This is a genomic window from Streptomyces sp. rh34 (assembly GCF_002551245.1).
Lineage (GTDB): Bacteria > Actinomycetota > Actinomycetes > Streptomycetales > Streptomycetaceae > Streptomyces.
The window spans coordinates 1-13,717 of sequence record NZ_NTGZ01000088.1 but is presented as its reverse complement, the minus strand read 5'-3'; the positions used below and the strand labels follow the sequence as shown (position 1 = coordinate 13,717).

The 13,717-nt window shown below is 73.1% G+C and carries 9 protein-coding genes, 1 tRNA gene and 1 pseudogene; 7 read left to right on the top strand and 4 right to left on the bottom strand.

What is annotated here, in order from left to right; translation table 11 throughout:
- Positions 1-45: 45 nt before the first annotated feature.
- Positions 46-118 (bottom strand) — tRNA-Arg (locus tag CR470_RS18040).
- A 306-nt stretch (positions 119-424) separates the two neighbouring features.
- Here CR470_RS18040 and CR470_RS18035 point away from each other — a divergent pair.
- The 7 genes from CR470_RS18035 (at position 425) to CR470_RS18005 (ending at position 9,379) form a co-directional block, all read left to right on the top strand.
- Positions 425-2,068: an ATP-binding protein gene (locus CR470_RS18035; protein WP_097868622.1), complete on the top strand. Its 1,644-nt coding sequence runs from the start codon at positions 425-427 to the stop codon at positions 2,066-2,068.
- Positions 2,069-2,333: 265 nt separating this feature from the next.
- Complete coding sequence (locus CR470_RS18030; RefSeq protein ID WP_257138763.1) at positions 2,334-4,112, top strand: GTPase; 1,779 nt, start codon at positions 2,334-2,336, stop codon at positions 4,110-4,112.
- A gap of 173 nt (positions 4,113-4,285) precedes the next feature.
- Positions 4,286-4,747: a single-stranded DNA-binding protein gene (locus CR470_RS18025; RefSeq protein WP_097868621.1), complete on the top strand. Its 462-nt coding sequence runs from the start codon at positions 4,286-4,288 to the stop codon at positions 4,745-4,747.
- A gap of 198 nt (positions 4,748-4,945) precedes the next feature.
- Positions 4,946-6,439, top strand: coding sequence for a Cys-Gln thioester bond-forming surface protein (locus CR470_RS18020; protein ID WP_097868620.1), 1,494 nt, complete (start codon positions 4,946-4,948; stop codon positions 6,437-6,439).
- Between the two features lie 125 nt (positions 6,440-6,564).
- A complete protein-coding gene (ettA, locus tag CR470_RS18015; protein ID WP_097868619.1) occupies positions 6,565-8,229 on the top strand; it encodes an energy-dependent translational throttle protein EttA in 1,665 nt (554 codons plus the stop codon).
- Between the two features lie 5 nt (positions 8,230-8,234).
- Positions 8,235-8,657: an acyl-CoA thioesterase gene (locus tag CR470_RS18010; protein WP_097868618.1), complete on the top strand. Its 423-nt coding sequence runs from the start codon at positions 8,235-8,237 to the stop codon at positions 8,655-8,657.
- Positions 8,654-9,379, top strand: coding sequence for a hypothetical protein (locus CR470_RS18005; protein WP_097868617.1), 726 nt, complete (start codon positions 8,654-8,656; stop codon positions 9,377-9,379). The genes CR470_RS18010 and CR470_RS18005 overlap by 4 nt, the downstream gene beginning before the upstream one ends.
- Positions 9,380-9,416: 37 nt before the next feature.
- On the opposite strand, the gene CR470_RS18000 is transcribed toward CR470_RS18005, so the two are convergent.
- From CR470_RS18000 to CR470_RS17990, 3 genes and pseudogenes are all read right to left on the bottom strand, one after another.
- Complete coding sequence (locus CR470_RS18000) at positions 9,417-10,442, bottom strand: ABC transporter ATP-binding protein (RefSeq protein WP_097868616.1); 1,026 nt, start codon at positions 10,440-10,442, stop codon at positions 9,417-9,419.
- Positions 10,439-13,309, bottom strand: coding sequence for a hypothetical protein (locus CR470_RS17995; RefSeq protein ID WP_097868615.1), 2,871 nt, complete (start codon positions 13,307-13,309; stop codon positions 10,439-10,441). The genes CR470_RS18000 and CR470_RS17995 overlap by 4 nt, the downstream gene beginning before the upstream one ends.
- A 1-nt stretch (position 13,310) precedes the next feature.
- A pseudogene (locus CR470_RS17990) lies at positions 13,311-13,691 on the bottom strand (FtsX-like permease family protein); the annotation flags it as partial.
- Between the last annotated feature and the right edge of the window lie 26 nt (positions 13,692-13,717).

Here is a 13,717-nt window from a genome sequence, read left to right as displayed (position 1 = left end):
AAAAGGCCCTCCGTCGCGGAGGGCCTCTCGGTGGTGCGGTCGGTGCGCCCCCGGCAGGACTCGAACCTGCGGCCAAGCGCTTAGAAGGCGCCTGCTCTATCCACTGAGCTACGGGGGCCGGGAGTCCTGATCGGTGGTTCCGTGGCCGTGCCGGGACAAGGATAGGGCTCCGATCCCCTGGACCCGGTTGCTTCACCTGCGTGGCACGATGTGGAGGTTCGGTGAAGCGAACCGATAATCGCAGGTAGGTGCGATTCCTGCATCGGTTTTCGCTCCCCTCGCGCCGGGTGTTGTGCACTCGTTATGCCCCCGCCCCACTCGTCCCCTCTGTCCTGACTCTGTCCAGAGGGTGGAACCGCCGCGCAGAGAGGGCTATACGCTTCAAAAAGGCTCTAAAATTGGGCATTCTTCGCATGTGGTGACCATGGACGTACGGCCTCAGCTCATCGACGCACTTTCCGCCCTGCGCGACCGTGTCGCCGCCGTGCGTCTTCCACTGCCCCTGCCGGGGGCCGAACGTGCCCGGCAGACCAGGGTCGAACTCCTCGCCCAGCTCGACGACTACCTCCTGCCGCGCCTCAAGGACCCCGAGGCGCCGCTGCTCGTTGTGATCGGCGGATCCACCGGGGCCGGGAAGTCCACCCTGGTCAACTCGCTGGTGGGATGCCGGGTCAGCGAGGCCGGGGTGCTGCGGCCCACCACTCGGACCCCGGTGCTGGTCTGTCACCCGGACGACCACCACTGGTTCGCCGGGGTGCGGGTGCTGCCCCAGCTGACCCGGATCTGGCTGCCGCCGGGGCAGGCCCCCGACCCGGACGGGCTGGACGACCTCGCCGCGCGGGGAGGGGACGGGGAGACCGCGCTGCGGGTGGAGACCGCGGTGAGCCTGCCCCGGGGGCTCGCGCTCCTGGACGCCCCGGACATCGACTCGCTCGTCGTACGCAACCGGGTCCTCGCCGCCGAACTCATCTGCGCCGCCGACGTCTGGGTGATGGTCACCACCGCCTCGCGCTACGCCGACGCCGTGCCCTGGCACCTGCTGCGTACCGCGAAGGAGTACGACGCGGCGCTCGTCACCGTCCTCGACCGGGTGCCCCACCAGGTGATCGCCGAGGTGTCCCGGCAGTACGCGGCCCTGCTGACCCGGGCCGGACTCGGCGACGTACCCCGGTTCACCATCCCGGAACTGCCCGAGTCCGCGGGCGGCGGCAGCGGACTGCTCCCCACCACCGCGGTCGCCCCGCTGCGCGCCTGGCTCGCCCACCGGGCCCAGGACCCCGCCGCCCGGCAGCAGGCGGTGGGACGGACCGCCTCCGGCGTCATCCAGTCGCTCGACGTGCGGATGCCCTCGCTGGCCTCCGCCGTCGCCGCCCAGTACGCCGCCTCCGTACGCCTGACCGGGGTGGTCCAGGACGCGTACGGAAAGGAGGCCGCCCGGATCCGGCGCCGCCTCCAGAGCGGGGCGGTGCTCTCCGGGGACGCGCGGACCCGGTGGCGCGGCTACCCGCTCTACAGCTCGCCCGAGGAACTGCTCGAAGCCCTCGTCGACAGCCTGGTGGCCCTGCTCCAGTGCTCGGTCTCCGCCGCCGACGAACAGATCCGCACCCAGTGGCGCCGAGAGCCCGCCGGGGGGCTGTTCCGGTTCGAGGACGCCGGGCGGGAGGCCGGGGGCTGGGGGCCCGCGGAGGACATCGAAGGGCGGATCTCCGTCGCCGTACGCCGGTGGCGGCGGGTCCTGGAGGAACTGGCCGAGGAGGAGGCCCGCCAGCTCGAACGGAACGTCGCGCCCGCCCCCGAGACCGTCGCCGCGCTGCTCGCGGCCGCCCTGCTCGGCGGGCGACGTGCCCGGGCGGCGGGGGAACAGCTCGCCGAACGCATCGGCGCCCAGGGCGCGCTACGCCTCCGCGACAAGGGCGGTGAGCTGCTGACGACCTACCTCGACCGGGTACTCGGCGGCGAACGCGACCGCCGCCTCGCCCCCCTCGACGCACTCGACATCGCCCCCGAACCCCAGGCCGAACTGATCGCCGCGCTTTCCGTACTGCAGAAGGAGAGGTGGCAGCGATGACCGCCGTCACGGACCAGGACAACAGCGACAACAGCCACGGCAGCGGCATCAACGGTGGCGACAGCGGGACGCCGGACGGGGACACGACGGGAAGGGGAAGGGGCAGGGACGGGCGCTGGGACGACGGGCTCATCGCCCGGCGCGCGGCGGCGGCCGAGGCCCGCGAGGCCGGGGAAGCCGCGCCCCGGGCGCCCGCCGAGGACGACGCGGAGCCGCAGGTCGAGGCGCTGTCTCTTATACACATCTCTGATGGNCGCTCAGAGAGGTGTATAAGAGACGGCCGGAGGCCCGCGAGGCCGGGGAAGCCGCGCCCCGGGCGCCCGCCGAGGACGACGCGGAGCCGCAGGTCGAGGCGTACGTCCCCTCCGGCGGGCCGCTGCCACCCCGGCTCGACGCCCTGCGCGAACTCGTCGGGCTCTCCCGCGCCCGGCTCGACCGGGACACCCTCGCCGAGGCCGGACGCGTGCTGGACGAGGCCGCCGCCCGGCAGCGGCTCTCCTCGCGGCACACGGTCATCGCCGTCGCGGGAGCCACCGGCAGCGGGAAGTCGACCCTGTTCAACGCGCTCGCCGGGGCACCGATCTCCGACACCGGGCTGCGCCGGCCCACCACCTCCCAGCCCATCGCGTGCAGCTGGACCGACGGGGCCGCCGGCCTGCTGGACCGTCTCGCCGTCCCCGGCCGGCTCCGGCGCAGGCCCCACCCCGGGCCCGCCGCCTTCGACGAGGCGCTCCAGGGGCTCGTCCTGGTCGATCTGCCCGACCACGACTCGGCGGCCACCGAACACCGCGACCAGGTGGACCGGGTCCTGGCCCTGGTCGACGCCGTGATCTGGGTCGTCGACCCGGAGAAGTACGCCGACGCCGCCCTCCACGAGCGCTATCTGCGCCCGCTCGCCGGACATGCCGAGGTCACCTTCGTCGTCCTCAACCAGACCGACCGGCTGCCCGGCGAGGCGGCCGATCTCGTGCTCGACGATCTGCGCCGGCTCCTCGACGAGGACGGCATCGCGCTCGGCGAGCACGGCGAACCCGGCGCCACCGTCATGTCCCTGTCCGCGCTCACCGGCGACGGGGTGCCCGAACTCCGCGAGATGATCGGCCGCTTCGTCCAGGACCGTACGGCCGCCACCCGTCGCCTCTGGGCCGATGTGGACGCGGCGGCGGCGCGGCTGCGCCCGGTGTACGTGGCCGATGGGCGGCCCGGACTCGGCGAGCGGGCCCGCGAGGAGTTCACTGACCGGCTGGCCGAGGCCGTCGGCGCGGCAGCCGCCGGACAGGCCGCCGAGCGGGAGTGGCGCAGGAACGCCGGGCGGGCCTGCGGCACGCCGTGGCTGCGGCTCTGGCGCTGGTACGAGAACCGGGGCCTGCCCGGCAGCCTGGACCGGATGGGCCAGGCGCTCACCCCGCCGGAGGAGGAGCTGACGGCCCGGCAGCGGGTCGAGCAGGCGGTGCGGATCGTCGCCGACGGCGCCGCCGACGGGCTGCCGGGGCCCTGGGCGCAGGCGGTGCGCGAGGCCGCGTTCAACGGGGCGAAGGGGCTGCCCGAGGCGCTGGACGAACTGGCGGTCAAGGCCGGGGCCCCCGGCGCGTCCAAGCGGGGCGGCGGATCGGAGACGGGACAGGGCACCGTCGCCGGAGCCCCGCTCGGAGCCCCTCTCGGCGGCCGCCCGGCCAAACCGCCCCGGCCGAAGTGGTGGCCGGCCGCGGTGCTGGCCCAGGTGTCGATGACGCTCCTGCAGATCTTCGGCGGCCTGTGGCTGGTCGGCCAGATCATCGGTGTCCTGGAGCCGGGACTCGTCACGCCCGCGCTCATCATGCTGGCCGGAGTCGTCGGCGGCCCGCTGGTGGAGTGGTCCTGCGCCGCGGCCATCCGGGGACCGGCCAGGCGGTACGGGCAGGACGCCGAGCGGCGGCTGCGCGAGGCGGCGGCCGGGTGCGGCCGGGCCAGGGTCCTGGATCCGGTCGCGGCCGAGCTGGTGCGCTACCGGGAAGTGCGCGAGCGGTACGTGACGGTGACGGAGTTTTCCACAACCGGCCGGTAGTCCACAGGCCCCGACGCGATTCCCGTCCGGCGTCCACCATGGAGTCCGCACCCCACCGCAGTACCGAGAGAAGCCCGCGGTACGGAGAGGTACGAGCGGTACCGAGAGGTACCAGCGGTGCGGTGCGGTGCGAGCGGTGCGATCCGGTACGACAGGAAAGCGGGGGCGGAAAAATGAACGAGACCTTGGTGACACTGGTGGGTAACGCCGCGACGGCGGTGGAGTTCCGCGAGACGGCCACGGGCGGAATGGCGCGATTCCGTTTCGCCGTGACTCCGCGGCGCTGGGACCGTGAGAAACAGCTCTGGGCCGACGGCCGCACCAGCTTCTACACCGTCTGGTCCTGGCGGACGCTCGCCGCGAATCTGGCCGGTTCCGTTTCGGTCGGAGAACCCCTGGTCGTGCACGGCCGGTTGAAGGTCCGTGAGGAGGAAGAGGCCGGTCAGCGCAGGACGTTCGTCGATGTCGAGGCCGTCGCCGTCGGCCACGACCTGAGCCGGGGAACGGCCGCCTTCCGCCGGGCGGTCAGAGCGGAAGCCGTGTCGACGGAGCGTCCGGAGCGCGTCACGGACGGCGATGCGGGGGAGCCGCCGAAACAGCGGGAACACGTCGGCGCAATGGCGGCGGTGTCCTGAAAAGGCTGATCGGCGACAACTAGGCCGGCCGTCGCGCGATAACGATTCCGATTCGGAATGGTTGTGCAAGGGCAGTACGGGGGACTGCCCTTCGCCCGTTCCTTAGGATTCCCAGTGCTCACGGGTCACTTGGGTCTGCTGGCGAGGCATTCCCCACACGCGCACCAAGCGCGAGGGTCTCGCCCGGAGGGGAATTCTGTGTTTTCTGCGTCTTCAGCGTCCGCTGCGTCGTCCGGCACGACAGGGGCGCCCCCCGGCCGCGGGATCCTCCGCCCGGTCGCCGCGCTGCTGCTCTCCGGTCTCGTCGCGGCTGCCGCACTCGTCGGCGCCGGACCGGCGGCGGCCGACGACCCGGGCCGGCACCACGGCGGCGCGGCGGCGGTGCTCGACGGGCTGAAGACCTTCGACAGCGCCGTGCTCCGCATCCCGGGGAAGAACGATGCGCCCGACCGGACCCAGGAACTGCCCGCCGGACTCTTCGAGATGACCGTGGACGGCGGCGGCAAGCTCAAGACCTACTGCATCGACCTCCACAACCCCACCCAGGACCAGGCGAAGTACCTGGAGACCCCTTGGGCCGAGACCTCGCTGGGCGGCAACCGGAACGCGGGGAAGATCCGCTGGATCCTCCAGCACTCCTACCCCCAGGTCGACGACCTGGCCGCGCTCGCGGACGCGGCCGGCACCGGCCCGCTGACCGAGCGGACCGCCGCCGCCGGAACCCAGGTCGCCATCTGGCGCTACTCGGACGACGCCGATGTCACCGCGTCGGACAAGCAGGCGGAGAAGCTCGCCGACTGGCTGCACCGCAACGCGCGCAAGGCCAAGGAGCCCCGGGCCTCGCTGACCCTGGAGCCCGCCGCCGTCTCCGGCCGGGCCGGTGAGCGGCTCGGCCCCGTGACGGTCCGCACCGCCGCGGACCAGGTCTCGGTGTCGCCCCCGGTGGACGCGGCGGCCAGCGGCATCACGGTCACGGACGAGAAGGGCGCCCCCGTCACCGCCGCGGCCGACGGGGACCGGCTCTACTTCGCCGTGCCGAAGGACACCGCCGACGGCACCGCCTCCCTGGCCGTCCAGGCCACCACCTCCGTGCCGGTCGGCCGGGCCTTCGCCGGGACCGGCCGCACCCAGACCCAGATCCTGGCCGGTTCCAGCGAGTCCACGGTCTCCGCCCGAGCCACCGCCACCTGGGCCGAGAAGGGCGCCGCCCCCGCACTGACCGCGCGGAAGAACTGCGCCGCGGGCGGCGTGGACGTCACGGCCGTCAACCGGGGCGACGAACCGTTCACCTTCGAACTGGCCGGAACCGAGCACACCATCGCCGCCGGGGCCACCCGCACGGTGACGGTCCCCGTCGCCGAGGACCAGGCGTACGACTTCACCATCACGGGGCCGGCAGGGTTCGCCAGGACCTTCACCGGGATGCTGGACTGCGCCACCAGCGGCAGCGTCCTGGACCGTGAGGGCGAGGGTGAGGGCGAGGGCGGCAACGACATCGGCACGCGGAGCGCTCAGCAGTCCGTTCCGGCCACGACCGGCTCCGCCACCTCGGGACCGGCGGGCGACCTCGCCGAGACCGGCGGCTCCAGCGCCACCCCGATGCTCGCCGCCGTCGCCATCGGACTGCTCGTCGTGGGCGGCGGCGCGGTCTTCCTCCTCCGCCGGAACAGGCCGCACACCGACGCTGGGTGAGCGCCCGTGCTCGGGGAGTCACGCCGTTCGCGTGTTGATCCCCGGACGGGTTTCCGTCCGGGGAGGGCCGTCAGGCAAGATGGGGTGTATCTGCCCACACCTCTATTGCTGCCGGACGGTTTCTCTTGGCTGAGTACATCTACACCATGCGCAAGACGCGCAAAGCGCACGGCGACAAGGTGATTCTCGATGACGTCAATCTGAACTTCCTGCCCGGCGCGAAGATCGGTGTCGTGGGGCCCAACGGCGCCGGTAAGTCCACGGTGCTGAAGATCATGGCGGGCCTGGAGCAGCCCTCCAACGGTGACGCCTTCATCTCGCCCGGTTTCAGTGTCGGCATCCTCATGCAGGAGCCGAAGCTGGACGAGAGCAAGACCGTCCTGGAGAACGTCCAGGACGGCGCGGCTGAGATCATGGGCAAGCTCCAGCGCTTCAACGAGGTCGCCGAGCTGATGGCGACCGACTACTCCGACGCGCTCATGGACGAGATGGGCAAGCTCCAGGAGGACCTGGACCACGCCAACGCGTGGGACCTGGACGCGCAGCTGGAGCAGGCCATGGACGCCCTGGGCTGCCCGCCCGGCGACTGGCCGGTCACCACCCTCTCCGGTGGCGAGAAGCGCCGCGTGGCGCTCTGCAAGCTGCTCATCGAGGCCCCGGACCTGCTCCTCCTCGACGAGCCCACCAACCACCTCGACGCCGAGTCGGTGAACTGGCTGGAGCAGCACCTCTCGAAGTACCCGGGTGCGGTCGTCGCCGTCACCCACGACCGGTACTTCCTGAACAACGTCGCCGAGTGGATCCTGGAGCTCGACCGCGGCCGCGCGATCCCCTACGAGGGCAACTACTCCACGTACCTGGAGCGCAAGGCCACCCGTCTCAAGGTCGAGGGCCGCAAGGACGAGAAGCGCCAGAAGCGCCTCAAGGAGGAGCTGGAGTGGGTCCGCTCCAACGCCAAGGGCCGCCAGACGAAGTCCAAGGCCCGTCTCGCCCGGTACGAGGAGATGGCGGCCGAGGCGGACAAGATGCGGAAGCTGGACTTCGAGGAGATCCAGATTCCGCCGGGCCCGCGGCTCGGTTCCATCGTCGTCGAGGTCGAGAACCTCTCGAAGGCCTTCGGCGACAAGGTCCTCATCGACGACCTGTCGTTCACGCTGCCCCGTAACGGCATCGTCGGCATCATCGGTCCGAACGGCGCGGGCAAGACCACGCTGTTCAAGATGATCCAGGGCCTGGAGACGCCGGACAGCGGCGCCATCAAGGTCGGCGACACGGTCAAGATCTCCTACGTCGACCAGTCCCGCGCCAACATCGACCCGAAGAAGACCCTCTGGGCCGTCGTCTCGGACGAGCTGGACTACATCAACGTCGGCCAGGTCGAGATGCCCTCGCGCGCCTACGTCTCCGCGTTCGGCTTCAAGGGCCCGGACCAGCAGAAGCCGGCCGGTGTCCTGTCCGGTGGTGAGCGCAACCGCCTCAACCTGGCGCTGACGCTCAAGGAGGGCGGCAACCTGCTGCTCCTCGACGAGCCCACCAACGACCTCGACGTCGAGACGCTCTCCTCGCTGGAGAACGCCCTCCTGGAGTTCCCGGGCGCCGCAGTGGTCATCTCCCACGACCGCTGGTTCCTGGACCGCGTCGCCACGCACATCCTCGCCTACGAGGGTGACTCCAAGTGGTACTGGTTCGAGGGCAACTTCGAGTCGTACGAGAAGAACAAGGTCGAGCGGCTCGGTGCGGACGCGGCCCGCCCGCACCGTGCCACGTACAAGAAGCTCACGCGAGGCTGATCGTCTTGGCTCGTCACCTCTACAGCTGCGCCCTGCGCTGGTCGGACATGGATGCCTTCGGCCACGTCAACAACGTGGTCTTCCTCCGCTACCTGGAGGAGGCGCGCATCGACTTCATGTTCCGGCTGGCGCCCGGGGACGGCTCGCCGTCGTTCTCGGGCGGGTCCGTCGTGGCCCGTCACGAGATCGACTACGTACGGCCGCTGGTCCACCGGCACGAGCCGGTGACCGTCGAGTCGTGGGTCACGAAGATAGGCGCCGCGTCCCTGACGATCGCCTATGAGATCAAGGACCCCGACCAGGTGTACGTACGCGCGTCGACCGTCGTCGTGCCGTACGACCTGGCGGCCGGGCGGCCCCGGCGGATCTCCGCCGAGGAGAAGCTCTTCCTCCAGCAGTACCTGACAGAGGAGCCCGCCGCGGCATGACCGTGCCCGTGCAGTCGCTGCGGTTCGCCGACGCGAGGGAGGCGGCGGATCTCGCCGCCTTCCTCGGCCGGCTGCTCCACTACGACCGGGCCGCCGCGGTCCGGTTGCAGGCGGGCGGCGGCGACGCGCTGGCCGTGTTCGGCCGTCCGCCTTCCTTCGAGGTCCTCGCCATCCGCGCCGCCCGCCTGGCCCGTCCCGAGACGCTCGACGTCACGGTGTCGGCCGGGGAGCTGCTGGAGAAGCTCGACGTTCCCGGCCCCGGCGCCCCCACGGGTGGCCCGGAGCCGGGCGCCGGTGCGCTGCCCGCCCCCGTCACCGGGCCGCCCTGGACCGGTGTCCTGCCGCCCCGGGGCCCCTGGCGGGAACAGCCGGGGCTGCCCGTGCCGGGCGCCCTGCGGGCCGCGCTGGAGGCCGCCGTCACCGAGTTCCGCACCCGGGACGAGGCTCTGCCCGAGGAGCGGCGCACCCGTGCCGAGCGGGACGGTATCGGCCGCGAGATCTGGTCCCGGCCGGTCGGCGCCACGGAACTTCCGCTCCGGGCCGTCCACGCGGCCCAGTCCCTCGGCTTCCTCCGGGTCGACCCGGATTTCCCCGTCACGCTGCTCTCCGCGGGCGGCTGGCTCCGGCTGCGGACGCCCTTCGGCTCGATCGCGCTGCGCCGCGACCCGGCCGGTGGCCTGGGCGGGCTCGGCCTCTCGGTCGGGCAGGGCGGGCAGGGCTGACCCGGCGGACCGGCGAGTCGGCGGGTCGGCGGGTCGGCTACTTCTCCTCCGGCTCCCGCGCCAGCGCCTCCGGCTTCTCCGGCGCCCCGTGCGCGTCCGGCCAGACGCCGATGTGGTCCTGCTCCAGCTCCAGCAGCACCCGGTGTTCCATGCCCAGCGCCTGCGTGTAGTCCGCGGGCAACTGGAGCCGCCCCGCCCGGTCGAGCATCGCGTACTCCCGGGCCACCTGCGACTCCTGGCCCGTCGCCGCGTCCACCTCCGTGCGGCGCAGCACCTCGGAGGACGTACGGCCGTCGCGAATGGCGACCGTACGCCGCACCTCGTTCGCGACCGCCTGGTCATGGGTGACGATCACGATCGAGGTGCCCAACTCCTCGTTGGCGCGCCGGAACGCGGCGAAGACCTGCTCGCCGGTGGCCGAGTCCAGCTCCCCGGTCGGCTCGTCCGCGAGCAGCACGGACGGGGAGTTGGCGAGCGCCACCGCGATGGCCACCCGCTGCTGCTGCCCGCCGGACAGCTGCTGGGGGCGCCGGTCGCGGCAGTCCGCGATGTCGAGCATGCTGAGCAACGACTCGGCGCGGGCCGCCCGTTCGCGCTTGCCGCCGCCACCGCGCAACTGCATGGGCAGGGTGATGTTCTGGATCGCGGTGAGATACGGGAGCAGATTGCGGGCGGTCTGCTGCCAGACGAACCCCACCACGTCCCGGCGGTAGCGCAGCCGTTCCTTCGGGCCCATCGACAGCAGATCGCAGCCCGCGACCTTCGCCGACCCCGCCGTCGGCACGTCCAGGCCCGCCAGGATGTTCATCAGCGTCGACTTGCCGCTGCCCGACGCCCCCACCAGAGCCATCAACTCGCCCTCGGTGACGAGTAGATCGAGGCCCTGGAGAGCCTGCACCTCCACCCCGTCCGTGGTGAAGATCCGCACCACGCGGTCGCAGGCGATCAGCGCGTCGTGCCCGTAGGAAGGGCGGTCCCGCCGGGCCGTGGCCCGCTGCTCCAGCTCCGCCAGCGTCGTTTCGGCCGCGCGGGCCGTGCCTGCCGTCTCGGTGGACGAGGTCATCGGGAGTCTCCTGCCCTGAGTTCGGTGATCGATCCGCGGCGGCTCGCCCACCACGCCTGGACGCCCGCGACGGCGGCGGCGAGCGCCACCACCCCGGCGGCCGGCAACCCCAGCGACCAGAGGTCGGTGCGCAGCATGACGGGGCTCGGGTCGGATCCGGCGACGCCCGCGAGCGCCAGCGGGCCCAGATCGACGCCGGGGGAGAGCAGGGCGATGGTCGCCCAGCCGGTGAACAGGCCGCCGCCCGCCGCCAGCAGCGCCTGCGGTGTCGCCTCGAAGGCCAGCAGCCGCCTGCCCTGCCCGGTGGTGAGCCCCATCGTGCGCAGCCGTGCCAGCAGCGTCTTGCGCTCCGGCGCGGTCTGGAGCAGCGACAGCAGTACGGCCAGCAGCGCGTATCCGGCGCCCGCCGCGACGGCCGCGAGGTAGATCCGCTCGGCCCCCGCCTGCATCGGGGTGTTCACATACCGCGCGCGCTCCTCGGAACGCAGCTGTACGACGAACTTCTTGCCGCTCTCGCCGACCGCCGCGCGCAGCTTCCCGGGGTCCGGTTCGCCCGTGAGGAGCAGCGTGGTGGGCGCCTTCTGCTCCAGGGAGGCGGCGTTCACGATCAGGAAGTTCGTGGGGGAGACCGCGGCGGCGCGCGCGGTGGTCCCCACGACCTGGACCGTGAAGTCCCCGGACAGGGTCACGATCGCGCGCGGCTCCTTGCCCAGCCGGGCCGCCACCGCCGGGGAGGCGATGGCCGGCAGGACCCGCTCGGGGTCGGACTCCGCGCCCTCGGGCGGCGGGGCGGAGGGGCCGGTGGCCTTCAGCCGTGCGGCCGGGAAGGCCGGCAGCCCATGGGTACGGGCCAGCCGGGCGTACGAGGCGGGTTCGACGCCCACCAGGGCCGCGGCCCTCAGGTCGCGCGCGCCGCCGCTACCCGTGTCCGTACCGGCGTCGTCCGTGCCGGCGTCGCCCCCGTTCGCCCCACCGTCGCCGTCACCGGTCACGGCCTCCGGCATGGCCACGCCGTACTCGACCCGCATCGGCGCGGCACTCCGTACGCCGTCCAGATCGCGCACCGTGCGGACCAGCTCGTCGGGCAGCGTCGCCCGCTCGCTCACGCTGCCGACCCGGGCGTCCGCGCCGACGGACGCCAGCGCCGCGTCGTCCCGCGCGTCCCCGATGCCGGCGATCACCGAGCCGCCGAACGCCGCCGTGGCCAGCGCCAGCAGCAGGGCCAGCAACGGCAGCGCCCCACCGGCCGAGGAACGGCCGGCGCGGGCCAGCGAGAGGAAGCCGATCGCCCCGCGCAGCCGGGCCATGGGGCGCGTGGCGAGCCGCAGGGGCAGCGGGTAGAGCCGCACCAGCACCAGCGCCGCGATCAGCGCGACCAGCACCGGCGCGGCGCTGACCAGCAGATCGGCGCCGCCCTCGGCCGACGTGCCGCGACGGCGCAGCGCCGTCACCGCGCCGACCGCCAGCACGAGCAGGGTCAGTTCGGCCACGGTCCGCCGACGCGAGGGCCGGGCGCTCACCATGTCCTCGCGGGCCGTGCCCAGCGTGGGCCGGATGTGCTGGAGCGTCGTCCGCAGGGGCAGGGCGACGCACACCAGGAGGCCGACGCCGGCCGCCGCCAGGGCTCCCGGCCACCATCGGCCCTCGCCCACGGCCAGCACCGCGAGCAGCAGCCCGAGCGCGCTCGCGGGCAGCACGGTCACCGCGGTCTCCGCGAGCAGCCGGCCGCCGATGCCGCGCAGCGAGCCGCCGCGTGAGCGCATCAGCGCCAGTTCGCTGCGGCGGCGGGCGGCGATCAGGGCCCCCGTCATCAGCAGGACGACGGCGGCCACGGAGCCGATACCGAGCGCGGCGACCGCGATCACGGGACTGATCGCGTCGCGCATCCGCGCGTTGGCGTCCACGATGTGCCCCAGTCCGGTGGAGAACATCGCGGTGCCCTCGGCGATCTCCCGCACCTTCAGCAGCCCGGGGCCGCTCTCCAGCGAGGCGACGACGGACGTCAGCCGGGCGCCGTCGGGGCCGGTCAGCCGGGTGGGGTCGGGCGGGATCCGCCAGAAGAGGGAGGGCTCGGCGGCCGTGCTCAGGAGCGCGGGACCGGCGTCCTCGGCCAGCAGCACGGTGCCGGTCCAGTAGTGCTGAGGGAAGGGGCTCGCGGGGTCCAGGACCAGGGACGGGGTGCGCAGCAGCGGATCGGCGGACCAGTAGCTGCCCTGCGGGTCACGCGGGGCCACGATGCCGGTGATCGTCACGGTGATGGGGTCCTGGGCCGCGGTGAGCAGCGTGATGGTCGCGCCGACCTTCACCTTCAGCTCGGCCGCCGTGTCCTCGGTGACCGCGCCCTGCACCGCACGGGAGTCCGAGGTCACCTCCTGCGGCGTCGTCGGCCAGGCGCCCGAGGCCAGGGTGGCGTGCTTCTTCAGCCCTGTCTGCGCCACATACGTGAGCTGCGGCGGAAGCGCTTCGGGCCTCGGCAGCCAGGGCTCGTTCGCGACGGCCGGCTTCGTGGTGCGCACGCCGTACGCGACCGACGCCGTGTCGGCCCGCAGCGGCGCGGGCAGGGCCTTCAGGAGCTCGGCCCCGACCCGCTCCAGCTCGGGGCTCCGCACCTCGGCGTCCCGCTGCGCCTGCGGCAGTTCCAGCCCGGGCTGCGGGCGGGCGACCTCCAGGACGCTGCGGCCCGCGTCCGCCGTCAGGATGTCGTGGCGCAGCCCCTTCGTCTCGTACGCGTCCACGGCCCGCGGGAACGCCGCGGCGAGGAACGCCGTCACCAGCACCAGCACCGTGAGTGCCGCCGCGGCACCGGGCGCGGTACGCAGCCGGGTACGGATCCACGGGGCGGTGGCCGCCCGGTCGTTGTGACGCATGTCAGTGGTCCCCCTGGTGGCGCAGCGTGACCGCCGGGTCTCCGCGGCGGAGCGCCATCGTCGCGACGATCACGAGAGGCAGAACGGCGACCCCGGCCAGCAGCGCCGCGACCTGCCCGGCGGGCAGCTCGACCAGCACCGGTGGAACGGGCCGGTCCGCCTGCCCGGTCAGCACGATGAGCGGGACGACGGCCCGGGTCAGCACCGTGCCGATGCCGAGCCCGATGAGCAGGGCGAGCGCGATCAGCACGCCCTGCTCGGCGGCGATCATGCGGGCCAGCTGGCGGCGCGGCGCGCCGAGCGCCCGCAACACGCCCAGCTCGGCGGAGCGTTCGCGCCGGGACCCCGAGGCGCTGACCGCGAAGCCGACCGCCGCCAGCGCTGTCTCTTATACACATCTCTGAGCGG

Coding starts and splice junctions, on each gene's coding strand:
- CR470_RS18035 (WP_097868622.1), top strand. CDS start 425: ATGGACGTACGGCCTCAGCTCATCGACGCACTTTCCGCCCTGCGCGAC.
- CR470_RS18025 (WP_097868621.1), top strand. CDS start 4,286: ATGAACGAGACCTTGGTGACACTGGTGGGTAACGCCGCGACGGCGGTG.
- CR470_RS18005 (WP_097868617.1), top strand. CDS start 8,654: ATGACCGTGCCCGTGCAGTCGCTGCGGTTCGCCGACGCGAGGGAGGCG.
- CR470_RS18000 (WP_097868616.1), bottom strand. CDS start 10,442: ATGACCTCGTCCACCGAGACGGCAGGCACGGCCCGCGCGGCCGAAACG.
- CR470_RS17995 (WP_097868615.1), bottom strand. CDS start 13,309: ATGCGTCACAACGACCGGGCGGCCACCGCCCCGTGGATCCGTACCCGG.